The organism is Treponema sp. OMZ 906, assembly GCF_024181185.1.
GTDB lineage: Bacteria > Spirochaetota > Spirochaetia > Treponematales > Treponemataceae > Treponema.
In genome coordinates this window covers 899,467-924,110 of sequence record NZ_CP051196.1, presented here as the reverse complement: position 1 = coordinate 924,110, position 24,644 = coordinate 899,467, and the positions used below count along the sequence as shown (strand labels likewise).

Sequence of the window (24,644 nt, the reverse complement as noted above, 5' to 3'; positions counted from 1 at the left end):
GGGAAGTTACTTTCTATCTTTACTAGAAAGTTGATTGATATATTCCACATCGACTGAAAAACCCTTCAGTTTTCTCAAAAAGGCTCCGATGTCTGCGGGCATAAGATCTTGAGGAACGGCCTGCCCTACCGTTATATACGTTATCGGTATATCCGTTTCCGAAATGATACTGAGTAAATTGCCGATATATGAGGTTTCATCAAACTTTGTAACAATCAGCGATTTGTATTTAAAAACCGCATACTCTTTCATAATTTCCCGAATGTCGTTTATTCGAGTTCCGGCACATACCGTCAAATAGACTTCTGCATCATCGCCCAGTTCGGTAAAGTAGTTTTGCATGATCGAAATTTTTTCACGGTCTTTCGGACTGCGCCCGATGGTATCGATACAAATAACATCAGCTTCCTCACGATACAGCGCCATGCATTTACGCACATCGTCAGGGCTCGCAGCAACTGTAAGCGGAATCCCCATCAATTCGCAGTAGCGATTCATTTGATAGCTAGCTCCTATGCGCCAGTTGTCGATCGTAATAACCTTAACTCGTAAAGGTTTTCCCGATTTTTTACCGATATACTGAGCTGCAATTTTAGCTAATGTCGTCGTTTTTCCGACACCCGTTGGCCCGACCAATAAAACCACCCGCATTTTAGGCTGATTATTGGTAGGTTTAATTTTGATCGATTCGGCAAGCAGTTCAAAGAGTTTTTTCTGTACTGTCGAAAAGCTTTCGATTTCTGTATAGCTCAGCTCATCCTTCAGACGGGCAGAAAGCTTTTTAATATATGAAGGAGAAAAATCGTTTTCTTCAAGTATTTTCTGGACTTTAACAATATGTGCATGCTCGGCATCATCTCGCAACATATTCTGTTTTTTCATTTCCGCAACGAGGCGTTCAACTGTTGCGGCGAGCTTCTCTACAGATTTCCCCTCATCCGATGTAGAAACGGGCGCAGCCTTCTTCCCGAGGTTTTTTTTCGAAGTTATATCGACATATTGGCGCAGCTCATCGGCAGCAGCAGGGTTTTTATTTGCGTATCGCGTTACGATCTTAAGCCGTTCTTCTTCATCGTTCAGATTACTCACACCGCCCAATCTGGCTGGCGGTCTCATCGTCGGCTGTTGTTCCGATAGTAGGGATGGCCGCGGAGGTATTTTATCGTTTACCGTAAACGTTACTTCAACTACATCTTTTTCGAAAAGTCCGAAAAGTCGACTGCTCTTGGCATCTTTTCTTCTCCAGATAGTAACGGCATCACCATGCTTTTTTGTAATTTTTTTAAGACATTTGTCATACGTCGAATCTTGCTCAACAAAAAGTTCCATTAGTTTTTATCCTGTTCCAACTTAATCTCACCGATTACTTCAACTTGTATATCCTTCGAAATCTCGGGAATGGAGAGCACAACTAAATCGGGGATCTCCCTATCGGTTGAATTTTTAATCAAAATGCGAGCAGAAGCTTCGGGCGCCAATACAATCGGCAGAAAGCCATTTTTTTGCACGGTTGTAACAGCTTGAATAAGAGAGCGTATCCACATCCGCTGCTCGGACGGTTCAAGTGCCGCTATCGGTCCGTTCACCGTATCTATCCGACTTTCAACAATTTTTTGAGCAAGTGACGGTTCAATCGTCAGCACATGGAGTGTTTTATTTTCATCGGCATACTGTAAGCATATCTGTCTACCGAGCGCCTGTCGCACCTTTTCAACAAGGAGGGAAACATCGGAAGTAATCGGTCGGAAATCCGCAAGCGTTTCCAAAATAACGATCGTATTGCGGATGGAAACCTGTTCCCGCAAGAGGCCTTGCAGCACTTTTTGTACCTCGCCAAGGCTGCACACTTTTGCCGCTTCATCGATAACCGCCGGATAATCCTTGCGCAACGCATCCATAATACCCTGCACTTCCTGCCGCCCGAGAATTTCGGCTGCATGCTTTTTAATTACCTCGGTGAGGTGCGTCGCAATAATCGCAGGCGGATCTACCACCGTATAGCCGGCGCGCTCTGCTCGGTCGCGGTTTTCTTCGGATATCCACACTGCAGGTAAACCGAAGGTTGGGTCGACGGTGCGTTCGCCGGGTATTTCTTCGGAAACGCCGCCGGGGTTTATTCCGAGGTACCAGCCCATGCGTATCTTACCCCGCGCTACTTCGACGCCTTTAATTTTAAAGCAGTATTCGCTCGGCTCAAGCCGCATATTATCGATAATGCGAATACGCGGGGCAACCAACCCGAGGTCAAGCGCAGCTTCCCGACGGATGCGCGTAATACGTTCGAGCAGTTCCGCGCCTTTGTCCTTATCGACAAGCGGAATCAACGCATAGCCCAGTTCCAAGGACAGCGGATCGAGCGGTACAATGGGTGCGATTTCTCCCTGCGCAGGTTCTCCTCCGGAGCCGCCGCGCTGCTGGCCTCCTTGCTTTTGCGTTGCTTGTTTTTCTTTTGCAGTTTGTTTGTACAGTTGTTCAGCCTTGAGAATTCGCCATCCGACAAATGCCAAAACAAACGCGATAATAAATAAGACAACATGGGGAAAGCCGGGGAGCACACCCATAATAGCCAGTGTACCTGCCGCAACAAAGTAAATCCAACCGATTTGAGAAAACTGCTTTTTGATGTCCTGCCCGAATGACCCCTCGTCGATCATGCGGGTGACAAGCAAGCCGGTCGCTACCGACAAAAAGAGCGAAGGCAGCTGCGCCAGCAATCCATCTCCTATCGTCAGAGTCGTATAGGTGCGCAGCGCATTGGAAAAAGGCTCCTGCCGGAACACCATTCCGATAATCAAACCGGCAATAACATTGATAACCGTAATAAAAATACCGACTTTTACGTTACCGGACACAAACTGATTTGCACCGTCCATCGCACCGTAAAAATCATCTTCCCGCTGCAACTGTGCTTTCTTCTGCCGAGCTTCTTCGTCGGTAATAATGCCTGCGTTATATTCGGCATCGATCGACATACTCTTGGTCGGATGAGAATCGAGTTTAAAACGGGCGGAAACCTCTGCGACCCGCTTGGCGCCTTTCGTAATAACAAAGGCCTGCACTGCAATAAGGATGATAAAGATGACAAACCCGATAACGAGGCCTTGACTACCCGATGCACCGATAACGAAAGAGCTGAACGCCCGTATCATCGCACCGTCAAAGGCTTCCCCCTTGGAAAGGATAAGACGAGTGGAGGATACGTTCAATACTAATCCGAAGATGGTACTAAGCAGCAATAATGAAGGGAAAACCGAAAAGTCGGTAGCGCGCGCAGTGAACAATACAATCAACAATACGACCAAACTGAACGTGAGGTTCAGCGCCATAAAAAAATCAAGCAGCACGGTGGGAAGTGGGATGATAAACATCAGCACCATGAGAATGACGGTAAATGCAACTGCGATATCGATATTATACTTTTTTGCTGCCATGATTATCTTCTATAAAATTCCTGTTTTTTGTTGTTGAGGGTATATACTTCTGCGAACACCAATGAGAGCGCCCGATAATATTCCTCCGGTATTATATCACCGATTTGGACTTTAGCATAGAGCGCACGGGCAAGCGGTTTGTTTTCTATTAAAGGAATATTATGCTCGCGGGCAATCGCCTTTATTTTCTGCGCCATCGCATCGGCACCCTTTGCCAGTACCATCGGCGCCGCCATCGTTTTTGAATCCCACTGCATTGCGATTGCAAAGTGCGTCGGGTTCGTAATAACGACATCAGCCTTGGGCACATTGCGGATGGCATTTTGGGAAAGAATAGCTTGCATTTGTTGCCTAATTCTTCCCTTAACCTGCGGGTCTCCTTCCAATTCCTTGTATTCTTCTTTTATTTCCTGCTTTGTCATCTTCAGCGAATCGATAAACTGCTTGCGCTGGAAAAAATAATCGGGAATTGCAAGAATCAGCAGTAACAATGCAGCGGTTGCAAGCAGTTTTGCCGCGACTCCTGCAATAAAAAAGATCGCTTGCGGAAAGCTCACCGTCAACAGCTCAATAAAATGGGGAAGGTTTGCCCGTATCATTAAAAAGGCAACGAACACCAGCACGACAACCTTTGTCAACGACTTCGCAAAATTGAACAAGCCTTCGGTAGAAAAAAGCGCCCGTTTAAAAAAACGGATAAAGTCGGGGACAATCTTGTTGAATTGAGGCTGAATAGGTTTGGTAGAAAATAAAAAACCGTTGTTTTGAAGAACATTGGCAATCACGCCTGCAATCATAGCGATAAGAGCAAGTGGAAGGGCAAGCTTTAAAAAATATTGCACAAAGATACCGAACCACATACCGCTTCGGATATCCGCCTGTGTGCTCCGCAAAAAAAAGAAGCGGAGAATTTCCATACATTCTTCCAAAAAAAAGGAGGAAAGAAAGATCAGTGCACCGGCGGGGAATAGCAGTACCAATGCAGCGTTGATATCCTGACTTTTTGCAACACGCCCTTCTTCACGAGCCTTGCGTATTTTATAGTCGGTTGGATCTTCGGTACGCCCTTCGTCCTCTGCGGCAAACCACTGCAAGTCGATAAAAAAGTTCCGCTCACTATATCCGCTGGCAGCCTCTATCGCGAGTTTCTGCATACTAGATACCCCCGCCAGCGCGGATAAGCAGGCTTTCAAAGGCCGCAAATCCGTTTTCCATAATCCGCACAAAGAAATTTGCCATAAACGGCAGCGACACGGTTAAAAGGAAAAAGGTGAGCAAAATCGTTATCGGGAAGCCTTCCGACAAGAGGTTCATCTGCGGCGCGGCCTTTGACAAGAGCCCCATCGAAACATGCACTAAAAAGAGTGTCCCCATCACCGGCATTGCAATCATCATCGCATTTAAAAAAAGGCTGCTAAGGTTCGTCACAAGGAACGAGGAAATCAATTCTCGTTTTTGCAAGAACATAAAGCAGTTGATCGACTGAAAGCTGCGGAGTACGCCGCCTAAAAACAGCGTCTGGAATCCCTTAATCTGCAAAAAGATCAGCACAGCGATAAAGTTTAAGAACTGCCCCATCAGCGGGTTTTCAATTTGAGCAAGCGCATCATACACTTCCGATACGCCGAACCCCATCTGATACGAAAAAAACTGCCCTGCCGTGCTGAACGAGGCAAAGATAATGCTGATAAAAAAGCCCGTCAGCACTCCGAGCAGCGCTTCGCCGACAACCAGCAGCGCATAGTCAAGATTGAAGCCCTGTATATCCAGCGGGGAACCGTAGGCGACCGGCATCACTAAGAAGCCGATTAAGCCCGCCAGCGAAATTTTTGCAATACGCGGTACCGCCCTCGTCGAAAGGAGCGGCGTTGTGGAAATCATCGCGAATACCCGCACGCATACCAAAAAAAAGAGAGGAGCTTTAACCAGTAAAAAGGAGAAGGGGTTAGGATCCATTACTCGCGCCGCCTATAAGTTACCTAACCTTGCACCAGCTGAGGAATAATGTCGAAAAGGCGAACGGTATAATCCCGCAATACACTGAACATCCAGCCACCCAAAAGCGCGAGCATACCCAGAATTGTCAAAATCTTCGGCACAAAGGTGAGCGTCTGTTCCTGAATGGAGGTTGTCGCCTGAAAAATTGCTACGATTAAGCCGACAACCAATGCCGCCAGCAAAACGGGGGCGGCTAATATAAATACCTGAAAAATACCCTCGCGCAAGAGATTGACAATCATCCCGATACTCATCGTTTTTCCTCCTTTTTATAAATGAACGTCTCTAAAAACGCCGGTTAGAGTTTTGGATGCACCAACTCTCCTACAAGAATGACTGAAAGAGCTGGCCTACCAATAAATTCCAACCGTCCACCAGCACAAATAAAATCAGCTTAAACGGCATTGAAATCTGTACCGGCGGCAACATAATCATACCCATCGACATCAGGATACTCGCGACAACCATGTCGATGATGATAAACGGCAGATAGAGGAATATACCAATCTGGAAAGCGACAGTCAGCTCGTGCAGGATAAATGCAGGGATTAACACATGCGTAGGAACGTCGGCGAGCGTATTAGGCTTCTCCATACGGGCAAGCGACATACAGAGTCTGATATGAGAGGGATCATGCGCCATCTGCTTATACATAAAAAGACGCAACGGTTTTTCCGCTTCGGTATAGGCGGTTTCGATATTGATTTGCCCGTCCGCCATCGGTTTAAAGGATTTATTGTATATGTCCGTAAAGGTCGGCCACATAATAAAAATCGTCAAAAAGAGTGCAATGCCGTTGAGTACCTGCGTAGGCGGCACCTGCTGCAGCGACAGCGCGCGTTTAATAAAGTCAAGCGCAATACTGAGCCGTAAGAACGACGTCGTCAAAAGGAGAATGCTCGGCGCAAGGGTAATCAGCGTTATTAAAAGGAGCAGCTGAATGGAAAACGCTACTTCCCGATTATTCTGAGGTTCGCGGATATTCAGATTGACAAAAGGCACGCGGGTCGTCTCACGCGTTGCATCTATTTCGGTACGGCCGGTCTGTGAAGTACCGGTATTACTCTGTGCGGACAGCGTTGCGGGGATACAAAACAGGCAGATGCAGGCAACACCTATTGCAAGTTTTTTCATCGGCCTTCCCTCCCCGTGTCGTATTCCGCTCCTTGCGGAGTTTCACCTTCCTGTGCCGCGCTTGAGTTTTGCAAACGTCCCCGCTGTTTGGCTAAAAACGAGTCGAAGGGATTTGTATCGGCTTCCTTTGGTTTTGCTGCAGGAAAAAACGTATGGAGTAATGAACTGAAGCTTTGCTTCGGACCGGCCGTTTGTGCCGCATGCAGATTCATCGCATCGATCAGTTCTTTATCGGTGATTTCCGCAATCAGCGACAATGAAGCATCCGAAGCGCCGATCAAATAGGCTTTATCGATAAGGGTTACAATATACAGAGTTTTATTAGGTGCGAGCGGCAAATTTGCGACGTTTTTTAAAAAAGGATCATCGCCGGCGGTAAATTGCTTTGAACGGCGAATAAAATACAGCACTCCGTAAATGAGCATACACACAGCTGCTAAGGATATAATGAGCTGCAATAACAGAGAAAAAGTTGAACTTCTTGAAGTACGCGGCGTGGGAACATCTTGTACCGGCAGCGCCGTTTCATCCGTCTGCAACACGATTGAGGTTTCTCCATGTGTGACAGATGAATCATTATCGGCCGCCGCAACGGCATCATCCGCAAACGCACGCACGGCGCCGCAGATCAAAAGAAAAGAGAAGAGTATTACTTTATACGAATCTTTATGCATTTCCCCCACCCAATGCCCGCTTTCGTTCTGAAAGATAGTAGGAAGCCTCTAAAAACTTTGCTTTTAGAGGTTCGCAATAAATCGACTATGTATCGCTGATACGTTCAGCCGGTGACAAAATTTCGGTAACACGAACACCGAAATTTTCATCGATAACGACAACTTCCCCTTTTGCAATCGGTTTATGATTCACTAAGATATCCACCGGCTCACCGGCAAGCTTATCCAATTCGATAATATGGCCTTCACCCATACTTAAAATTTCTTTAATCATCTTGCGGGTACGCCCGAGTTCGACGGTCATCTCCATGAACACGTCCATAATCAGTCCGATATTTCCCTGTTCCGCTTCGGTTACCCCGTTAAGGAGAGGGGAAAACTGTACGGACTGCACATTCGGATTCATACCGGGCATCACCATTCCGCCCTGAGCCTGTGCACTACTTTGCATTTGCATTCCCATACCCATCGGTTGCTGCCCCATTTGTGGCATTCCATTCATCGGCATATTCATTGCCCCCATTGCGCCTCCTTGCTCAGGAGTAGCCTGTACCGGAATAGGTTGCACAGGCGCTACCTGCGGATCACTTGCCGTTTTATTTAATTTATCAGCAATTTGTTCCGCTGTTTTTTTTGCGATAATCTCCCATAAATTGAAGGCTGTCCCATCAATTGTAACCGAATATGTTAAAAGTGCAAAGTCCTGCGAAAGCCGTACCATTGCTTTAGGTACATGATGAGCCTCAGCAGGCATATTAGTAACACCTTTAATATCTTGACCGTCAAACGCACTGATTTCTTTTCCGACGTATTGCGCAATTGTTTCACTGATAACGGAAAGAGCCATATCGTCAATTGTAACGCTCTCCTCATTGTTTACGAGACCTACCAGCTTTTCGGCGAATTCGGGAGCCAATACGAACAGGTGATCGCCCGTCAATGCTCCATCAAAATCAATGGTAACGGCGACCGCCATATCCGGCACTTTCTGCAAAAAGGCTTCACGACCACTCAGTTCGATGACAGGATTGGACACGGAGACGGTTTTGCCGGTCATTGAATCCAGATTCGCAGAGAGTGCGAGAACATTCCCGTCAAAAAACTTCTGTAAGGCTTCTTGACGTGCCGGTGTAAACGCTCCGTCCGCAGGCGCACTGCCGGAACCACCCATACCCGACAACAACGCATCTATTTCGTTCTGAGAAATGGACCCATCACTCATATAATTCCTCCTGATCAGCACTTAGCTCTTCAAATTCATCCTGATTGATATCCTCAATCTTTTCCAATATTTGTACGGCAACCTTATTTCCCACAACACCGGGCTGACACCAGAACTTCTTTCTGCTACCGACACTAAGCGTAAACGGATGCCCCACTCTCGTATCAGTCAGTCGTACCACATCGCCTGCACGAAGATTAAGCACATCCCGTACCGGCAGTTTGAGCGAACCCACTTCGGCAACAACATCCATATCTACCGTAGAAAGCTTTTCTTTCAGTACGCCCATATACTGCGTTGTCGAACTTCTGCGTACCGACGAGAACCAGAACTGGCTGGAAAGTTTTGAAATGATCGGCTCAATTGTAATGTAGGGAATACAGAAGTTCATCATGCCTTCTTCTTCGCCGACCTTTGTTTCGAGCGTTACCAAAACAACCATTTCGGAAGGCGGTACAATCTGTGCGAACTGCGGATTCGTTTCAATCTGACCCAAGCGAGGCCGTAAGTCGATAACCTGCGTCCATGCCTCGCGCATATTCGCCAAAATACGCACGATGACCCCTTCCATAACAGAGGCTTCGATGTCGGTTAATTCTCGCTGCACCATCGTGCCCTGTCCCGTACCGCCGAAGAGTCGGTCGATGATGGAGAAGGTAACGGAAGGGTCTATTTCCAAAACGGCATTTCCCTTCAGCGGATCCATGTTAATTACGGCCAGCGTAGTCGGCGTAGGGATTGAACGGATAAACTCTTCATACGTCAGCTGATCAACGGAGGCAACGTGTACGTGAGCCATGCTCCGCAGCTGAGCCGAAAGAGCGGTAGTAGTCAAACGCGCAAAGGTTTCATGCATAATTGAAACGGTACGCATCTGCTCCTTAGAGAATTTATCCGGACGCTTAAAATCATAAATTTTGATTTTGCGCGTATCGTTAACCGGTCTAAACTCCTCCGCCTCGGTATCCCCTGAGCTGATTGCAGTGAGAAGCTGGTCTATTTCGTCCTGCGATAATACTTCAGTCATACAATCCCTATTGTTCTATAATATCATATTGAGTAAAAGCGACCGCTTTTATCTTCGACTTCGATAGTATATTGTCATTGATTTGATTGCGTATCTCAATTTTAATTTTCTCTTCTTGCTTCAGTTCCGCAATCGTTTTGCTTTGGAAATAACCGCGAAGAAAATCCTTTAATTCAACCAGCCGTGCCGTCAGTTCCTGCGAGGTTGTCTTGTCGTTTTGCGGATATCCGAGCTCAACGTTGACGACAACGGTGCCCGGTGTAACATCCTTGGTAAATGTTTTTACAGCACCGATTGCAGAATAATATTGCAGCATTTCACGCGAATCGCGGTATTCTTCCGCAATGGGGTATTCGGACTGAGATTGCCCTCGCTTTGACATGAGATTAACCGTAATAACAACAACCGTTACGATAAAAATCAAAGCAGCAAGCGTAATGGCAATGTATTTAAGAAGCGTCGGAATAAGCCCCGCCTTTTTAGCCTTTACCGGATTATCGACACCGATGTTTTCATCCATTCCATGCTCATCAGTCAAATTTGTATGCTCGTCAGCCATTGTGGTTACTCCTCTTTCTCCTAGTAAATCTTTCAGGACACACTAAAAATGTGCATCATCCAAAATAATAATATCAACCCGCCTATTGTAGGCACGCCCTTCTGCAGTCTCATTGGAATAGACAGGACGAGTATCTGCATAGCCGGCAATAGAAAACTTATCTTCCTGTACACCAAAGTCAGTCAAATTATGTAATACGTTGATTGCGCGGGCAGCTGATAGTTCCCAGTTGCTTGTCCACTTTCCGGCAAGCGCATCACTCGAATCGGTATGTCCTTCAATACGGAAACGTCGAGCCGCTAATTCTTTATCGGATAAAAATTGCGCAATTTTCAACAATGTTTCGCGACTTTCTTCAATATTCAGCTCTGCACTGTTCCGTGCAAAAAAGGCATCCGCTGCAAGGGAAATAACAATCCCCCGTTCGTCGCTGGTAACGGCGATCTTAGTGGTCTTTATTTCAGGCGTGAAAATCGACACAGCTTTTTTTAAAGCGGTTCCGAGCAGTTTCCCTTTTTCCATCGACGGCATGGAGCTGATAGTATTACCGAGATCGGCAAGTTTCCCCGCCGATAACGAAATTGAACCGCCGGTAGGGTCGCCGCTGATAGACGCCGACAATGCCTGCAGACGGGTAATATCGACTTCGCTCGGTTCATACAACATAACGAAGAAGCAAAGCATCAGCGTAACCATATCGCCGTACGTTGTCAGCCATCCGCTCCCGGGAGCGTTCGCGCCTTTCTTTTTCCGTGCCATGGGCTAATCCTTTATCAGCTCGGATTCCAAAACTTTCCGATCCTTCGGATCAAGATACGTAAGCAATCGCTGCGCAAGAATACGTGGATGGTCGCCTGATTGGATACCGAGTATTCCCTCTATAATCATTTCCTTTGACCGTACTTCCAAGTTATTCTGATAGGCGAGCTTTGACGCCATCGGAATAAGCAGCCAGTTTGCCATCATAGAGCCGTAAAACGTCGTAACCAACGCAACTGCCATATTCGGTCCTAACGAACTCTTATCTTCGATATTCAGCAACATACCGATAAGACCGATAACCGTTCCCAACATTCCGAAGCCGGGGGCAAGTGTTGCCCATGCGTTTATTAATGATATCCATTTATTATGCCGCTCTTCCATCTGCGTCAATTCGTTTTCCATCGACACACGGATAGCTGCTCCGTCGATACCATCGATAACATTGCGCAAACCGGTGCGAAGAAAGTCATCTTCAAAATCCTGGATTTCTTCTTCCAACGCTAAAAGACCGGTACGGCGGCTCTTTTCGGACAAGGCAACGAGTTTTTGCACCATTTCTTTTTCTTTATAGTCGGCAACTTTAAACACCCTGCCCATAACTTTAAAGATACCGATAACATAAGAAAGCGGGTACGTTAAGAATAAACACATATACGAACCGCCGATTGTGATGAACATCGAAGGCACGTCGATAAGTCCGCCGAGCGAGCTTCCCATGAAAGCGCCGAACATAACGACAGCAATACCGCCGAATATACCTATAAATGATGCTATATCCATAACTTAAGACAGCTCCCTTACATTTCGTTTTTAAAGATACCGATACATTTGCGGTACGCGACAATAGCATCGAGCAAGGCCTCAGGCGTTTCTTTTATCACAAAGCTCTTGCCCGACAGCATGTGCAGCGTTACATCGGGGTTACAGTCTATCGTTTCAATCTGATGGGGATTTATCCAATACTGTGTACCGTTAAGCCGCGTAACCTTTATCATAATGTATCCTTCATATTACCTTATTACCGTTTCAAATTCAATACGGTTTCAAGCATTGTATCGGACGTTTGGATGGTTTTAGCTCCTGCTTGGAATCCGCGCTGCGTAATAATCATATCGGTAAACTGATCGGTTAAATCGACATTGCTCATTTCAAGGGTACCGGCAATCAGTTTACCCTTTCCCATAACGCCCGAAGTAGTGATATTGGCGATACCGGAGTTATTCGACTGAATATAGGTATTTTCACCTGCTTTTTCCAAACCGCCTTGGTTTGCAAAGCCCGCCATCGCAAGCTGACCGATCTCGTTGCTTACGCCGTTGGAGTACACACCGGTGATAATACCGCTCTGGTCAATCTTAAAATTTTCAAGATACCCCATTGCATACCCGTCCTGCTCGTAGGCCTTGGTGGTGCTGCGTTCGGCGAATTGGGTAATCGTATTGCGAGAAGTACCGATCTCACCTAAGTTGATATCGAAGGTGTGGCGGACGGGAGCACCGTCTTCTCCGGCTGTCGCACCGGGAACGTTATATGAAACTTGCACGAGCACTTGTCCTGCTGCGGCGGAGGCGTTTCCTGCCGTATCGGTAACCGAAGCAAGGTGTCCGTAGTTATCGAAGGTAACGGTGAACGTGTTGCCGGTTCCTTCGGTAGTGCCGACGCCCGTGCGCGTTGCCGTTGCTTCTGCGTTTTCAGGGTCAACATTGACTGTTGCGAGCCACTGGTTCTGAGTGCCCGGGACGCGCGAAAAACTTAAATTTAGTTCATGAGTTTCACCGAAGGTATCATATACTTTAAACTCGGTTGTCCATGTCGATTCCAAGGTTTGAGCGCGGTTTGCGTTTTCGGGAAGCTCCGGCAGTCGCTTGTCGAGGTTACAGGCATAGTTCACCGAGGTGGTTGCACGAGCGTCGATCTTCTGCCCGATCGGGATGATGAGGTCTTCCGTCTGTGCGGAGGTATTGATAAGGCGGGTACCGTCTACTTCCTGTGCCATCCAGCCCTGCACGCGCATACCGTTTGCGGGGTTCACCATCGTGCCGTCTTTATCGACACCGAAGGCACCGGCGCGGGTGTAAAAGCTCTTTTCACCCGACTTGAGTACGAAGAAACCGTTTCCTTGTACCGCGATATCGGTATTGATACCGGTTGACTGCAAAGCACCCTGCGTATGCACGGTGTCGATGCTGGCAACCATAACGCCAAGCCCGACTTCTTTCGGGTTCACACCGCCGACTTCTTCGTTCGGACGGGAAGCGCCACTCAACTGCTGAGAAATCAAATCCTGAAAATTGACTCGTCCGCGCTTAAAGCCTGTCGTATTCACGTTTGCAATATTGTTACCGATAACATCCATTCTTGTTTGGTGATTCTGCATTCCGGAAACGCCGGAAAATAATGACCGCATCATATCTGTATCTCCTCTCTTCTATTTATATAGTTTAGTTATTTGCATAGACGGTTTGTACGTCCGACCATGCATACCATTTGCCGTTAACCTGTACCTGCGGGTTTTCGCCGCGGGTTGCAGCCGTAATGGTTCCCGAAACGGTACCACTGCTTTGCTCGATATCCACCTGCTTACCGACCACATTGACCGCCGAAGAATCTCCGATCAGTCTATTCAGTGTTCCGAAGCTCTGGTTCATATTTGTCAGCTGCTCAAGCGACGTAAACTGCGCCATCTGAGCAACAAACTGAGTATCCTCCAGCGGGCTGGTGGGATCCTGATGGGTCAGCTGTGCTACCAGTAACTGAAGAAAATCGTCTTTTCCCAACTCCTGCTTCGGCTTTCTCCCCTCCGGAAAATTCTGTTTATTGATTGTGTCTACTTCCATGTTGAGCCGGGCTTTTTCTTCCGGACTCATTTCAAAAGAAGGCATCGGAATTCCGTTTCCCTGCGCTACCGTACCGATATTCATAGTTTCTTACCTCCGCTTACGCAAATACATTCACCGCTTGATCTTGCCCGAATGCGTAGACAGTTTCAGTATCGGCATAACGATTACCCTGCATTACCTCAAGCCGGTCATTTTGTGCAAATAATTCATTAAATTGACTGTTCTCACCATCAAATTGCCGGCCGCCGCCTTCGCCTGACCAGCTGACATCGAATTGTGCACTCGAGAATCCGCCCTGTTCAAAGGCTTTTGCAAGCTGTTCAATGCTTTCTTTGAACGCTTCGTATGCTTCTTTTGATCCCGTGATAATCTTCCCGACGATTTTCTTCCCGCCGGCCAATTCCAAATTGATTCTGACGTTGCCGAGATGCGCGGGCTGCATCTGCAAGCGGATGACGCCTGCGTTGTTATCCTGCAGCACAATCCGCCCTGCCTGCACAAAGTCAGGCGCCATATCCTGCACCTGCTGCGCAACCAACGAGGCAAAACTCGGTGCGCCGCTCTCCTGTGCTGTCTGCGTACCATTTGCAGCGGTACCCAAACCAGCCGTCATACTGCGGAAGTCCGCCGCCATATCAACCGATGGCGCATTGGTAACCCGCACGGCGGCGCCGGCTTCGTGTACGGAACCGTCCGCAGTAACCGGAGCAGCATTCACCGTGCGTTCATCTATAATGGTAAACACCGGCTTGTGCTGTTTTACCTGCTGTACCTTTGTGCTTTTTTCGAGAGAACGATCCGCGGCGAGCTCATCAGCATTTTTCTTCAGCTTTCCGGACAGCTCTGCCGTACCGGAAGCCGCTACACCTACAGCCACACCGGATTCCGCTTTGCCGTTTTTCTGCTTTTTTAACAGTTGAGCTTCTTCGGCAGAGAGCACCGCGGCTTCCTCAGGCACGGCATCCGTCTCCGCTTGAGCAAACATCGAAGTTTGAAGCTGCTTATCCGCGCCGTTTTCAAGCGCATTCTTTACATCGATCCCGTCTTCAAAGGCAAGCAAAACATCCGCGTCTGCAAGCGCTTCGGCGGACTCCCCTTCCCGTGCATCTGCTTCGGCAAGGTGTTGTGCGCGCGTATCGCTTTGCTTTCCCGCTTTGCTCTTTAGCCGGGATAATTCGGTTTGCGCCGCAGCATTTTTTTTACGCTCAGTCTGTTCCGACGCCTCTTGAGCCAATGCGGTGCTGCCGGATATTTTTTCTTCTCCCGCAGTACGGCTGTCGGTCTCCTCCGCCATCAGCTTTTTTATTATATCGATAAAGGATGAGCCCTTCACATCAGGTTCTTTTGCATTTTTTTTATCCTGATTACTTGACTGTACCGCATCCGTGTAATTGACCGGCTGCATATCGTTCTGGACATCAAGTGCTTGCATGTATTGAACCTCCAATTTACCTCTATATAGATAAACTTTCCTTAAAATGCAACAGTTGAACAAAGTATCAACTTTGGAAACTGTTGCATTCGTGCGCGAAAAGCGCACATATAATCTACGACGTTTGCGAAAGCAAACTCGCAGTGTTTTTCAGCCGCGCTATTTCAACGGCTGAAAATAAACGTTCGTCTTTATGATTTTCGGCTTTTTTTTCAACCTTATTGAGAAAGAAAAGAGACAAAATAGGAAAGATTTTATAGAATAAGCAAAACAGTCTACTGAAATTTTTTGCGCTTTTACGCAAAAATATTCAGTAGATATTGTATAAAGGCAGAAAATAAGCTATTCTACTGAAAATATTTGCGCTTTTACGCAAAAATATTCAGTAGGAGACATCGCTATGGAAATCGAAAGAAACCTGTATCTAAATCAGCTAATCAACAGAAAACATAACGGGCTCATTAAAGTTGTAACGGGCTTACGGCGGTGCGGCAAATCCTATCTGATTTTTCATCTGTTCAAAAATTATTTGCTTGCAAACGGCGCCGATCCCAACCGTATTTTTGAATGTGCCTTCGATGTTTTTGAAAACAAGCAGTTTCAAGACCCGAATGTGCTCCATCCATATCTAAAAGAACGGATAAGCGATAAGGGCCAATATTATCTTTTGTTGGATGAGGTACAGCTCCTCAAAGATTTTGAGGCCGTTCTGAACAGCCTGCTCCGAATGGGAAATGTCGATATATATGTTACCGGCAGTAATGCGCATTTTTTATCTAAAGATGTCATTACCGAATTTCGCGGGCGCGGCGACAATGTACATCTTTATCCGCTGAACTTTGCCGAGTTTATGTCCGTGTATCAGGGAACAAAGCAGGACGGCTGGAATGACTATATGCTCTACGGCGGTTTGCCTCCGGTGGTGAATTTTCCGACGCCTGATCAAAAAATCTCCTTTTTGAAATCGCTCTTTGAAGAAACCTATATTTCCGATATTGTAGGCAGGCACAGAATACGCAATCGGCAGGAGTTGGAAGAGTTGCTCAATATTCTCTCGTCGTCTATCGGCTCCCTTACCAATCCCACCAAACTCTCAAATACCTTTCAAAGCGTTAAAAAGAAAACCGTCAGCAATACCACCGTCAAAAATTATATCGAGTATCTTTGCGACTCATTTTTAATCGATGGAGCAATCCGCTACGATATAAAAGGAAAGAAGTATATTGATACGCCGGTAAAATATTACTTTACGGATATGGGACTGCGCAATGCCCGGCTCAATTTTCGGCAGCTGGAAGAAACGCATACAATGGAAAATATCATTTTTAATGAGCTGAAAATCCGCGGGTTCAATGTTGATGTCGGGGTTATTACGCAATATGAATCGAATGAGAAAGGGAACGGACTGCGCAAACAGCTGGAGATCGATTTTGTCTGCAACAAGGGTTCAAAACGGTATTATATTCAGTCGGCGTACGCGCTCCCCGATCAAGCAAAAATAGAACAAGAACAGCGTCCGCTGATAAGGACAGGCGATTCTTTTAAAAAGATCATCATCACAAAAGATGCACCGGCGCCGTATTACAATGATTCCGGTATTTTGATTATGAATCTCTATGACTTTCTGCTGAATGACCGAAGTTTGGAGTATTGAAACTAGGAGTAACTATGATTGCCGTTTTTGAACAGGAGCTTGAGAAGGGTACCGGTGTACCGTATCTTTTGCTGAAAAAAGGCTGTATCCAACCTTCGGAGCAAATTGAAGAAATCTTATACGCTAACATTATAGAAAACAAAGCCTACGATCCGCAATGTGAAGGTAGCCGCACCGAATATCTGTACGATCTCTTGGAATTATATCCGCACAGAGAAAAGATCGACGAGCGCGTTATCGCATATTTTAACACAATGGACGATAGAGATTGGGGTGAATTGCAGGTATTCGGATTTGTACGGAAGCTCGTCGAGTCGAGGCGGTTCGATAAGACCGAGCTGTACAAAAAATTCGAACAGTATGCCGAAGAAGATATGTATAATGGCATGATCGGCTTGAGCGATTTACTGCTGCTCGATAAATATGAGGCGGTTGTATACCTCGCTCGTTATTTCGGTACCCATATTACAGAAGATAATAAAAAAGAGTTTATCGACTCTACTTTTTACGATATATATGCGGAAGATATCGGATACACTGAAGCGGAGCTGACAGAAAAGCTCCGCAACGAACATGATGCGGCAATCGACCGCTATCTCGCAATCGCGCACATAAAACGAAAGACACGAAGGAAAAAACAAAAACAGTATACGGCGGATACAGCCATTGCACTGTTGAAAAGAAAACCCTCCCCAACCCGACTGGAACGTATCAGCCTTTGGAGATGGGTACGAAGACGTGCAAGCGAAGCCGATATCCAAAAACTTTCGAATGTATTTCTTGAAGCTGAACTGCCGTTAAAAAAAAGACTTATCCGATTATTCGGCGAACGGCAAATCAAAATTCCTGCACAGGTACTCTTCGATTCTTTTGAAGCAACTGAAAATAAGCCGTTTCGGCAAGATATTATCGAAGCGCTTGTTCCCTTCAATGATCCTGCCGTCTATGATTTTTTAAAAGACCGGTATGACGACAATACCAGAAATGCCTTTATAAAAGTTTGCTTGAAATATTACTCTGAAAACAAAAAGACCGAGCTTTTTAACTTGCTTGAGCTGTGCACTATCTTCGATATACATGAGATAAAACATACGGCTCTAGAGTCAAAGGCGTTAGCCAAATATCCCGTGTTTAACGATATTCTCCGGATACTGTATCGTAACATGAAATGCCCCCTCTGCCGTAACACCATCGTTGAAAAGATGATTGAACGCGATTGCATTGACGATAATCTGTATGAAGAAATACAATACGATGTAGATCCCGATACACGGGCATTGCACGGATGGGGCGATAGTAAGCAGCGGTAGAATGAGAGCCGTATATTTCCAAAATATTGATGCGTTTATCAGAAGGTATAACTTCGGCTGCTAACATTGCGCAGCCTCGTTAACCGTCAAGTTTTCTACCGAAAACTTACTTATTGTATGTACGCTATCGCGTACCAATGCAACAGTTTCCAAAGTTGAAACTTTGTTCAACTGTTGCATTTTAAGGAAGGGAAAGATGACACAAAAGGAACAACGTATTTTTTTAATCGAATATCTATTAAAAGAAAATACCAACTATCGCGATGTGCAGATGCCGGATGATGAGGATGAACAGAAGAATCTGCTCCGCTCTCTGATGAATATCCGGCCGCCGCAGCATACAAGCGAAGAGTTCCTGCGCATACAGGACAGCTATTTGCAGGAAGCGATCAGGCAGCGCGGTATTACCGGCCTTGCCGATTTAAAACCGGTTACCGAACGGGGCAACGGAGATTGGTATGTGTGGCGGGGAGATATTACAACGCTTAAAGTCGATGCGATTGTAAACGCAGCAAACAGCGGTATGACCGGATGTTGGCAGCCCTGCCATGCATGCATCGACAACTGTATTCACACCTTCGCGGGGGTGCAGCTGCGCGCCGTGTGTGCCGGCATCATGCAAAAACAAGGACACGAAGAGCCGACCGGAACTGCAAAGATTACGCCTGCGTTCAATTTACCGTGCAAGTATGTGCTGCATACCGTAGGGCCGATTATCAGCGGTCAACTTACCGAGCGCGACTGCACGCTGCTTGCAAACTGCTACACGTCCTGCCTGAACCTCGCAGCCGAAAACGGTGTAGAATCTATCGCCTTTTGCTGTATTTCAACCGGTGTGTTCCGGTTCCCTGCTCAAAAAGCAGCGAAGATTGCCGTCTCAACGGTTGAAGACTGGAAAGCAAAAAACAACAGCACAATGAAAATCGTGTTTAACGTATTCAGCGAAAAAGATGAAGCGATTTATAACAAATTGATGTCTTGAGACATCCCCTGCTACTATAAGTAGCGAAAATTTCTCGGATTGTAATGTATCATTTCTTTCATAATCGCAGCAGCAAGGTTATTATCCGTCTAACATTACGGATGCCGAAGAACATCCGTGAAGGAGATGGATTATGAACTTTTCGGAAAAATCAGAAACTGCTTGCTTCGGTTTTGGAAGAAGTCGGTTGGCGCGGTTACGGTGAAGACTCAATCGCTCAATATTGCAGTTGGTTCACAGAATCTATTATATTCGGCTTTGTATGGGCTTTATGGCACTTCCCGCTGTTTTTTATTCCGGGCACTTACCATTACGGAATACGCGAAATGAATGTTTTGTATATATTCAATTTTTTTATTTCTATTATTCCCTTCGGTTTTATAACAACATGGGTTTATGTGAAAAATAACCGAAGCATGCTTGCAAGTATTATTTTTCACCTTTTTGTAAACTTCATGCAGGAAAAGATTGCGATGACCCAAACGACAAAATGCGTCGAAACAATCTGTGTTACAGTTGCCGCTGTAATTATCGTTTTTACAAACAAAGATATGTTCTTTGAAAAACGCCATATAGGGAGAATATTGGAAAGCTGAATTTCGGGAAAAGGGTGGATCGTTGAATTTCTCAACTAAACTTTCAAGTTAATATGCGGCATCTCTAAAAATCCGGTTGGTTTTCAAAGGTTCCCTATAGAATATTTCCAAAGTTTATCATTATTTCCACGGACGGTTTTTATCCCGCCATCCCTTTTCCTGCCAATAATCCGTATCTGCCCGATTCCGGATTTTATTTTGTAAGAGGCGTATGATATTGAACATCAGTTTTGTTTTTATTCCGGGCTTCGCTTTACCATACTTATCGGTAATTTTTTTTGCAAGAGAGCTTAATGCTTTATCTATGGATTTTTTATTTTTTTCACTTACATCTTGCCATTTTACAGCCTGAACAGCTTTGCCGTATGTGTAAATTTCAGCAACTCCCCAAAAAAACAAACTGTCTGCCATATCTTTATTTGCAGATTTCATCCCCCCACCCGCGGCAGTGGAAATACACACACCCTGCTTCGAAAACATTGTTTCCTCCGGCCGGTGTACCATCCAACGATATCCGTAATGATCTAAAAATGCTTTCATAGAACCCGTTGGGTGCATTACATATACGGGACTTGCAAGAATAATCAAATCGGCTTTGTCTATCGTCTCGGTAATAGGGTTAAGTCTGTCGAAATGCGGACATTGTTTTTCCGATTCTAAAAAACACTTTGTACAACCGGTACAAAACTCACCGAAATCTTTCGGCAAAAAAAACTCTTTTATGTTTCCTCCGACTTTCAATGCCAGATTGTTCGCAATATGATATGTTGATCCCTTATGATTTTGTCCGTGTATAATCACTGTTTCCATCGTCTAAAAATCATCTCCTCGGATTTCGATTTTACCGTTTATTTCATTGACGATGATATGATGATTCTCATCTTCAATAATTGTGTTCCATGTATTTTCCATGCGGCTTGAATTTTCCGGAATATTTTTTTCGTGCAAAAACAGAGATAGATTCAATAATTCATATAAATCTTCTTTAACCGCTTCTCTTACCATAATCACAACTCCCCGGCGATTTTCAGCTGCCCTATTATACCACAAGTATTGAGCACTATCTATGTTTAAAAGATTGATTCGGTAGATCCTTGTTTGAAGAGCTTTGTTGCTGTAAGAGATGAGCAAAAAAAGATATTAAAAGGGTTAGCGATGGGTTATCCTACGGCAGTCATCACTTTACCGATATAATAAATTCCCCAGATTACTCCGCCTATAATCAACAGTCTTACCAGAGAAAGAAAAGCGATGGACCATGACTTTCTTTTTATATTTGTATCTCTTTGAAAACTCAAAGCAATAACAGCAAACTTCAATAAAATGCTGATGATGGCTATGGTTAGTCCGTACCGGAAAACAAGACCTACCATGAAAAAGCCGATCTCCACACTTCCAAGTCCCAGTGAAAAACCGATAACGAAGCACGTACAAAGAATAATGTCTAAGGCTATGGAGCCCCACAGTGTATATTTAATGAGCTTTTCACTTTTATCCATACAAAGTTCCATACATTTGATGTTACCCTACTTAATCCAAATGAATTCCCTTGGTTTCTAAATTCTTGAGACACTCCCTATGTTGTCCCAACAGCTGTTGACGCGGGAGTTTGTTAATCATATCTTGATGCCACAGTCTCATATAACTCTCTCAATATATAACTTAGAGCAAGGCGTTTATGTGCTGCCCAAAGTTTCTGACATTCTTTTAATTGATTTGATTCTCTCATAACGTGCGGCAAACTGTCAATCGTTAGATAATAACGTACGCTTGTAATGATGCTGCGCAGTGTATACGCCGTATATTTTCAAAAGTCGCTAAATTGCCAGATAGGACAAATCCTGCTATACTTATTGCATGAGTTTTCCACGAAAATTGCCGATAGGTATACAGAGTTTTGAAAAACTTCGCCGAGATGAATATCTCTATATTGATAAGACTCCATTTATTTGGAAGCTTGTACAAACTTCCAGTCCTTATTTTCTCAGCCGCCCGCGGCGGTTTGGGAAAAGTCTCTTTCTTTCAACATTGGCGGCGTACTTCCTCGGACAAAAAGAGCTGTTCAAAGGTCTCTATCTTGAAAAGGCTGAAGAAGAACAAGCAGTGTTGGAAAACAGAGCCGCATGGCAGGAATATCCGGTACTATATCTTGATTTTAATACAAAAAATTATACGGATGAGCAGGCGCTTGTAGATATTTTAAACCTCCATCTGGACGAATGGGAAGCCCATTATTCTATACCAAAAACAGCCGCAGCGCCGGAAGATCGGTTTAGATTGCTTACTGCAGCTCTTTTTAAGCAGACCGGCAAGCAAGTAGTTATTCTTGTTGATGAATACGACAAACCGCTTCTTCAAACGATGGGTGTAAACGAAGCCTTGAATGAGCAATACCGAAACGAACTCAAAGCTTTTTACTCCGTCATCAAAACCTGTGATGAATACATCCGCTTTGCCTTTCTCACCGGTGTTACCAAATTCAGCAAGATCAGTATTTTCAGTGATTTAAATAATCTCCGGGATATATCACTGGAGAAACACTATGCGGGCATTTGCGGTATGTCCCAAAAAGAATTGGAAGCAAATTTTCAACCTGAAATACAAGTGCTCGCCGATAGTCAAGACTTAACCTATCAGGAAACGTTGACCGCCTTGCAGCAATGGTATGACGGATACTGTTTTGCACCTGCAGGGGAAGGCATGTATAATCCGTTTAGTTTATTAAATGCGTTTGCAAAGGAAAGATTTGGAAGTTACTGGTTTGAAACGGGAACCCCGACATTTTTAGTCAATTACCTGAAAGAAGCCCACTACTTTATCCCCGACTTGGATGGAAATATTGAACTTGATGAAGAAGGCTTGCAAACGTATCGAGCTGCTGCACAGGAGCCGTTTCCTATTTTATTTCAATCAGGGTATTTAACGATTAAAGAGTATATCAAAGAAGCTCGGCTGTACCGTCTCGGCTTTCCGAACGATGAGGTACGATACGGCTTTTTAAAGAATCTATTACCTGCATACACTGCGGTACCGTTTAGTGAGACGGGAAAATCAGTATGGCAGTTTGTGGAAGATGTCCGCAAGGGGAACGTAAACGGCTTTATGGAACGGATGCAGTCGCTTATCGCCGGCGTCTCGTATGACAACTTTAGTAATAAAGAGCTGAAATTGCGGGAACAAAACTACCAGACAGCAGTGTATCTGATTTTTAAACTGATGGGGCAGTTTGTACAGACGGAAGTTCACTGTTCGATGGGCAGAGCAGATTGCGTAGTTATTACTATCGATACTGTTTACATCTTCGAGTTTAAGCTAAGTGGTAACGGCAGTGCGGAAGATGCACTCGAGCAAATCAAAGAGAACGCCTACGCTGCAAAGTATAAGACGGACGGAAAAAAGATTGTGCTGATTGGGACGAGCTTTAGCGAAGAGACGAGGACGATTAAGGATTGGAAAACCGAAATACTTGAAAACTAAATTGAAGAAACGCTTTACAGACAGTACCCCTTGGTTCTTACTAGTGTAATACAGGAAGCTATTTTATTTATCATTATAATGATTTTTACACTGAATAATTTTAATCAGTCCATCTTCAATTTTATAAACGAGACGATGTTTCTCATCTATTGCTCGGGACCAATAACCACTCAGATTTCCTTTTAAGGGTTCAGGATGACCTATGCCATCATTGCCATTTCGTTCAATATCAGCAAGTAATTGATTTATTTTTTTGAGAATTTTTTTATCTTGCATTATCCAATAGGTGTAATCAGCCCACGCATCATCTGAAAAATCTTTATGCAATTGTTACACCTCGACAAGCTCACGGATTGAATGCTGCCCATTTTCCATTTGAGCTTTAGAATGTTCCAAAGCCTTTATATTGTTATCCGAATAAAAAGAATTATCTTGAACGATTTCAAAGGGGATTTTACGCTGGATTAACGTTTGCTTTAAAAAGATACGTATCGCAGTTGTCGTATCCATTCCGATTGATTCGAAAAAAGCATCTGCATCCTGTTTGAGCGTTTTATCTATCCGTGTTTGTAAAACTGCTGTTTTCATAGTTACCTCTTAGTATTAAGATACTACAAAAGCAATGCAAACGCAATACTTTTGTAAACGGTATTATCTCAGGTTTGATGCAGGCAGCAGCAGATTTACTAGTTTGTGAATTACTTTGTAGCTTCTTATTTAATTGTTTGAGTTAGGCAAGCTGGAATTTATCGTTTAAAAAGCTCGGACAATAATTATGTTGCCTGTTCTTTCCATATTACAGCATTCTTTTCCATCTGTCGAACAAAAGAAGCTTTTCCCTCGCTGTAGCTGTTTATATCGTAGGGATATTTTTGGGCAAGCGTACGTTTTAAGGCAGAATACTTTTCGCAAACATCTTTGTGCGTTCTGAGATAGTCTCTGACTGCCAAATGGCGGCTTATATCAGCAGTATTGTCTTCGCGAAAAATATGAATATGATGCGTCCTGTCGTTGCCGCCTTTGCTCAAATAGCGTCGTCCTTTGATTCCGAACTCGCCCATATATTCATAGCCGATTTTCCCAAATTCAGTGCTGACCCCATCTACTTCTTCAAGGCTATGCACAACAGGCATAATATCAATGATTGGTTTTGCATAAAGTCCTTTAACAGCGGTACTGCCTATATGATGAATTGTAACGCAGTTATCTTGCAAGATCCCTTTTATTTTTAATGCTTCTGAATTATATTGCTCAACCCATCTCGGGTCATATGCAACTACAATAATATACCGTGCCAGTTTACCCCCCTACAACTTCTCATTTATCAGCTAATAAATTTACTCGCCAACTTATACACTTGATTTATTCGTGCGGAGGGTTTAATACCCCGACGCTTGCGTCGTAACGAAGGGTATTAAAGCCGACTGCAACCACCTTATGAGAACAACATACCCCGACGCTCGCGTCGGGGTTGTTGATTTCTTTGCTTTCTACGTTCCAATTATTGAGTTCAGCTTCAATTAATTCCGGAAATTTTTGCTAATAT

27 protein-coding genes and 1 pseudogene are annotated in these 24,644 nt (G+C 44.9%); 5 read left to right on the top strand and 23 right to left on the bottom strand.

Annotated elements, in window-relative coordinates; translation table 11 throughout:
* Positions 1-6: 6 nt before the first annotated feature.
* From flhF to E4N69_RS04055, 16 genes are all read right to left on the bottom strand, one after another.
* A complete protein-coding gene (gene flhF / locus E4N69_RS04130) occupies positions 7-1,329 on the bottom strand; it encodes a flagellar biosynthesis GTPase FlhF (RefSeq protein ID WP_253824606.1) in 1,323 nt (440 codons plus the stop codon).
* Complete coding sequence (flhA, locus tag E4N69_RS04125; protein ID WP_253824605.1) at positions 1,329-3,431, bottom strand: flagellar biosynthesis protein FlhA; 2,103 nt, start codon at positions 3,429-3,431, stop codon at positions 1,329-1,331. Before flhA ends, flhF begins: the two co-directional genes overlap by 1 nt.
* Before the next feature lie 2 nt (positions 3,432-3,433).
* Positions 3,434-4,585, bottom strand: a complete 1,152-nt coding sequence (gene flhB / locus E4N69_RS04120) for a flagellar biosynthesis protein FlhB (protein ID WP_162662845.1) — start codon at positions 4,583-4,585, stop codon at positions 3,434-3,436.
* 1 nt (position 4,586) lies between these two features.
* Complete coding sequence (gene fliR / locus E4N69_RS04115; RefSeq protein ID WP_162662843.1) at positions 4,587-5,387, bottom strand: flagellar biosynthetic protein FliR; 801 nt, start codon at positions 5,385-5,387, stop codon at positions 4,587-4,589.
* Between the two features lie 23 nt (positions 5,388-5,410).
* Positions 5,411-5,683: a flagellar biosynthesis protein FliQ gene (gene fliQ / locus E4N69_RS04110; protein WP_162662842.1), complete on the bottom strand. Its 273-nt coding sequence runs from the start codon at positions 5,681-5,683 to the stop codon at positions 5,411-5,413.
* Positions 5,684-5,753: 70 nt separating this feature from the next.
* Positions 5,754-6,563 (bottom strand): flagellar type III secretion system pore protein FliP, encoded by an 810-nt coding sequence (gene fliP / locus E4N69_RS04105; RefSeq protein WP_253715271.1) that lies wholly within the window; start codon positions 6,561-6,563, stop codon positions 5,754-5,756.
* On the bottom strand, positions 6,560-7,237 hold the full coding sequence (locus E4N69_RS04100) for a flagellar biosynthetic protein FliO (RefSeq protein ID WP_253824604.1): 678 nt from the start codon (positions 7,235-7,237) through the stop codon (positions 6,560-6,562). The genes fliP and E4N69_RS04100 overlap by 4 nt, the downstream gene beginning before the upstream one ends.
* A gap of 85 nt (positions 7,238-7,322) precedes the next feature.
* Positions 7,323-8,459 carry a flagellar motor switch protein FliN gene (gene fliN, locus E4N69_RS04095; protein WP_253715269.1) on the bottom strand — a complete coding sequence of 379 codons (1,137 nt, stop codon included), beginning with the start codon at positions 8,457-8,459 and terminating at the stop codon, positions 7,323-7,325.
* Positions 8,452-9,486 carry a flagellar motor switch protein FliM gene (fliM, locus tag E4N69_RS04090; protein WP_016523505.1) on the bottom strand — a complete coding sequence of 345 codons (1,035 nt, stop codon included), beginning with the start codon at positions 9,484-9,486 and terminating at the stop codon, positions 8,452-8,454. The genes fliN and fliM overlap by 8 nt, the downstream gene beginning before the upstream one ends.
* Positions 9,487-9,493: 7 nt before the next feature.
* Complete coding sequence (locus tag E4N69_RS04085; protein WP_162662834.1) at positions 9,494-10,045, bottom strand: flagellar basal body-associated FliL family protein; 552 nt, start codon at positions 10,043-10,045, stop codon at positions 9,494-9,496.
* Positions 10,046-10,087: 42 nt separating this feature from the next.
* The gene (gene motB, locus E4N69_RS04080) at positions 10,088-10,804 is read right to left on the bottom strand and encodes a flagellar motor protein MotB (protein WP_162662832.1); all 717 of its coding nucleotides are present in this window, start codon (positions 10,802-10,804) and stop codon (positions 10,088-10,090) included.
* A gap of 3 nt (positions 10,805-10,807) precedes the next feature.
* Complete coding sequence (locus E4N69_RS04075) at positions 10,808-11,587, bottom strand: motility protein A (protein ID WP_253715268.1); 780 nt, start codon at positions 11,585-11,587, stop codon at positions 10,808-10,810.
* A gap of 17 nt (positions 11,588-11,604) precedes the next feature.
* Positions 11,605-11,802, bottom strand: coding sequence for a flagellar FlbD family protein (locus E4N69_RS04070; protein WP_162662830.1), 198 nt, complete (start codon positions 11,800-11,802; stop codon positions 11,605-11,607).
* A 23-nt stretch (positions 11,803-11,825) separates the two neighbouring features.
* Positions 11,826-13,217 (bottom strand): flagellar hook protein FlgE, encoded by a 1,392-nt coding sequence (gene flgE / locus E4N69_RS04065; RefSeq protein WP_162662829.1) that lies wholly within the window; start codon positions 13,215-13,217, stop codon positions 11,826-11,828.
* A 31-nt stretch (positions 13,218-13,248) separates the two neighbouring features.
* Positions 13,249-13,728, bottom strand: a complete 480-nt coding sequence (flgD, locus tag E4N69_RS04060; protein WP_162662827.1) for a flagellar hook assembly protein FlgD — start codon at positions 13,726-13,728, stop codon at positions 13,249-13,251.
* A gap of 16 nt (positions 13,729-13,744) precedes the next feature.
* Positions 13,745-15,079 carry a flagellar hook-length control protein FliK gene (locus tag E4N69_RS04055; RefSeq protein WP_253824603.1) on the bottom strand — a complete coding sequence of 445 codons (1,335 nt, stop codon included), beginning with the start codon at positions 15,077-15,079 and terminating at the stop codon, positions 13,745-13,747.
* Positions 15,080-15,479: 400 nt separating this feature from the next.
* On the opposite strand from E4N69_RS04055, the gene E4N69_RS04050 reads away from it, so the two are divergent.
* The 4 genes from E4N69_RS04050 to E4N69_RS04035 all read left to right on the top strand — a co-directional run bounded on the left by E4N69_RS04050 (position 15,480) and on the right by E4N69_RS04035 (position 19,621).
* Positions 15,480-16,733, top strand: coding sequence for an ATP-binding protein (locus E4N69_RS04050; protein WP_253824602.1), 1,254 nt, complete (start codon positions 15,480-15,482; stop codon positions 16,731-16,733).
* Between the two features lie 14 nt (positions 16,734-16,747).
* A complete protein-coding gene (locus E4N69_RS04045; protein WP_253824601.1) occupies positions 16,748-18,043 on the top strand; it encodes a hypothetical protein in 1,296 nt (431 codons plus the stop codon).
* Between the two features lie 196 nt (positions 18,044-18,239).
* Entirely contained in the window at positions 18,240-19,025 is a 786-nt protein-coding gene (locus tag E4N69_RS04040; protein WP_253824600.1) for a protein-ADP-ribose hydrolase, read from the top strand.
* Positions 19,026-19,183: 158 nt separating this feature from the next.
* The gene (locus tag E4N69_RS04035) at positions 19,184-19,621 is read left to right on the top strand and encodes a CPBP family glutamic-type intramembrane protease (RefSeq protein WP_371922377.1); all 438 of its coding nucleotides are present in this window, start codon (positions 19,184-19,186) and stop codon (positions 19,619-19,621) included.
* 120 nt (positions 19,622-19,741) lie between these two features.
* Here the strand turns inward: E4N69_RS04035 and E4N69_RS04030 are convergent, their stop codons facing one another.
* From E4N69_RS04030 to E4N69_RS12780, 4 genes and pseudogenes are all read right to left on the bottom strand, one after another.
* Complete coding sequence (locus E4N69_RS04030) at positions 19,742-20,431, bottom strand: flavodoxin family protein (RefSeq protein ID WP_253824598.1); 690 nt, start codon at positions 20,429-20,431, stop codon at positions 19,742-19,744.
* A gap of 3 nt (positions 20,432-20,434) precedes the next feature.
* Positions 20,435-20,626, bottom strand: coding sequence for a hypothetical protein (locus E4N69_RS04025; RefSeq protein ID WP_016523493.1), 192 nt, complete (start codon positions 20,624-20,626; stop codon positions 20,435-20,437).
* Positions 20,627-20,781: 155 nt separating this feature from the next.
* Complete coding sequence (locus tag E4N69_RS04020; RefSeq protein ID WP_253824597.1) at positions 20,782-21,120, bottom strand: hypothetical protein; 339 nt, start codon at positions 21,118-21,120, stop codon at positions 20,782-20,784.
* A 70-nt stretch (positions 21,121-21,190) separates the two neighbouring features.
* Positions 21,191-21,262, bottom strand: a pseudogene (locus E4N69_RS12780) (pyrimidine dimer DNA glycosylase/endonuclease V); the annotation flags it as partial.
* Positions 21,263-21,478: 216 nt separating this feature from the next.
* Here E4N69_RS12780 and E4N69_RS04010 point away from each other — a divergent pair.
* Positions 21,479-23,098, top strand: a complete 1,620-nt coding sequence (locus E4N69_RS04010; protein WP_253824596.1) for an ATP-binding protein — start codon at positions 21,479-21,481, stop codon at positions 23,096-23,098.
* 63 nt (positions 23,099-23,161) lie between these two features.
* Here the strand turns inward: E4N69_RS04010 and E4N69_RS04005 are convergent, their stop codons facing one another.
* From E4N69_RS04005 to E4N69_RS03995, 3 genes are all read right to left on the bottom strand, one after another.
* A complete protein-coding gene (locus E4N69_RS04005; protein ID WP_253824595.1) occupies positions 23,162-23,425 on the bottom strand; it encodes a Txe/YoeB family addiction module toxin in 264 nt (87 codons plus the stop codon).
* A 3-nt stretch (positions 23,426-23,428) separates the two neighbouring features.
* A complete protein-coding gene (locus E4N69_RS04000) occupies positions 23,429-23,686 on the bottom strand; it encodes a type II toxin-antitoxin system RelB/DinJ family antitoxin (protein WP_016519408.1) in 258 nt (85 codons plus the stop codon).
* A 185-nt stretch (positions 23,687-23,871) separates the two neighbouring features.
* Positions 23,872-24,381, bottom strand: coding sequence for a GrpB family protein (locus E4N69_RS03995; RefSeq protein ID WP_253824880.1), 510 nt, complete (start codon positions 24,379-24,381; stop codon positions 23,872-23,874).
* Positions 24,382-24,644 lie beyond the last annotated feature (263 nt).

Coding starts and splice junctions, on each gene's coding strand:
- flhF (WP_253824606.1), bottom strand. CDS start 1,329: ATGGAACTTTTTGTTGAGCAAGATTCGACGTATGACAAATGTCTTAAA.
- flhA (WP_253824605.1), bottom strand. CDS start 3,431: ATGGCAGCAAAAAAGTATAATATCGATATCGCAGTTGCATTTACCGTC.
- flhB (WP_162662845.1), bottom strand. CDS start 4,585: ATGCAGAAACTCGCGATAGAGGCTGCCAGCGGATATAGTGAGCGGAAC.
- fliR (WP_162662843.1), bottom strand. CDS start 5,387: ATGGATCCTAACCCCTTCTCCTTTTTACTGGTTAAAGCTCCTCTCTTT.
- fliQ (WP_162662842.1), bottom strand. CDS start 5,683: ATGAGTATCGGGATGATTGTCAATCTCTTGCGCGAGGGTATTTTTCAG.
- fliP (WP_253715271.1), bottom strand. CDS start 6,563: ATGAAAAAACTTGCAATAGGTGTTGCCTGCATCTGCCTGTTTTGTATC.
- E4N69_RS04100 (WP_253824604.1), bottom strand. CDS start 7,237: ATGCATAAAGATTCGTATAAAGTAATACTCTTCTCTTTTCTTTTGATC.
- fliN (WP_253715269.1), bottom strand. CDS start 8,459: ATGAGTGATGGGTCCATTTCTCAGAACGAAATAGATGCGTTGTTGTCG.
- fliM (WP_016523505.1), bottom strand. CDS start 9,486: ATGACTGAAGTATTATCGCAGGACGAAATAGACCAGCTTCTCACTGCA.
- E4N69_RS04085 (WP_162662834.1), bottom strand. CDS start 10,045: ATGGCTGACGAGCATACAAATTTGACTGATGAGCATGGAATGGATGAA.
- motB (WP_162662832.1), bottom strand. CDS start 10,804: ATGGCACGGAAAAAGAAAGGCGCGAACGCTCCCGGGAGCGGATGGCTG.
- E4N69_RS04075 (WP_253715268.1), bottom strand. CDS start 11,587: ATGGATATAGCATCATTTATAGGTATATTCGGCGGTATTGCTGTCGTT.
- E4N69_RS04070 (WP_162662830.1), bottom strand. CDS start 11,802: ATGATAAAGGTTACGCGGCTTAACGGTACACAGTATTGGATAAATCCC.
- flgE (WP_162662829.1), bottom strand. CDS start 13,217: ATGATGCGGTCATTATTTTCCGGCGTTTCCGGAATGCAGAATCACCAA.
- flgD (WP_162662827.1), bottom strand. CDS start 13,728: ATGAATATCGGTACGGTAGCGCAGGGAAACGGAATTCCGATGCCTTCT.
- E4N69_RS04055 (WP_253824603.1), bottom strand. CDS start 15,079: ATGCAAGCACTTGATGTCCAGAACGATATGCAGCCGGTCAATTACACG.
- E4N69_RS04050 (WP_253824602.1), top strand. CDS start 15,480: ATGGAAATCGAAAGAAACCTGTATCTAAATCAGCTAATCAACAGAAAA.
- E4N69_RS04045 (WP_253824601.1), top strand. CDS start 16,748: ATGATTGCCGTTTTTGAACAGGAGCTTGAGAAGGGTACCGGTGTACCG.
- E4N69_RS04040 (WP_253824600.1), top strand. CDS start 18,240: ATGACACAAAAGGAACAACGTATTTTTTTAATCGAATATCTATTAAAA.
- E4N69_RS04030 (WP_253824598.1), bottom strand. CDS start 20,431: ATGGAAACAGTGATTATACACGGACAAAATCATAAGGGATCAACATAT.
- E4N69_RS04025 (WP_016523493.1), bottom strand. CDS start 20,626: ATGGTAAGAGAAGCGGTTAAAGAAGATTTATATGAATTATTGAATCTA.
- E4N69_RS04020 (WP_253824597.1), bottom strand. CDS start 21,120: ATGGATAAAAGTGAAAAGCTCATTAAATATACACTGTGGGGCTCCATA.
- E4N69_RS04010 (WP_253824596.1), top strand. CDS start 21,479: ATGAGTTTTCCACGAAAATTGCCGATAGGTATACAGAGTTTTGAAAAA.
- E4N69_RS04000 (WP_016519408.1), bottom strand. CDS start 23,686: ATGAAAACAGCAGTTTTACAAACACGGATAGATAAAACGCTCAAACAG.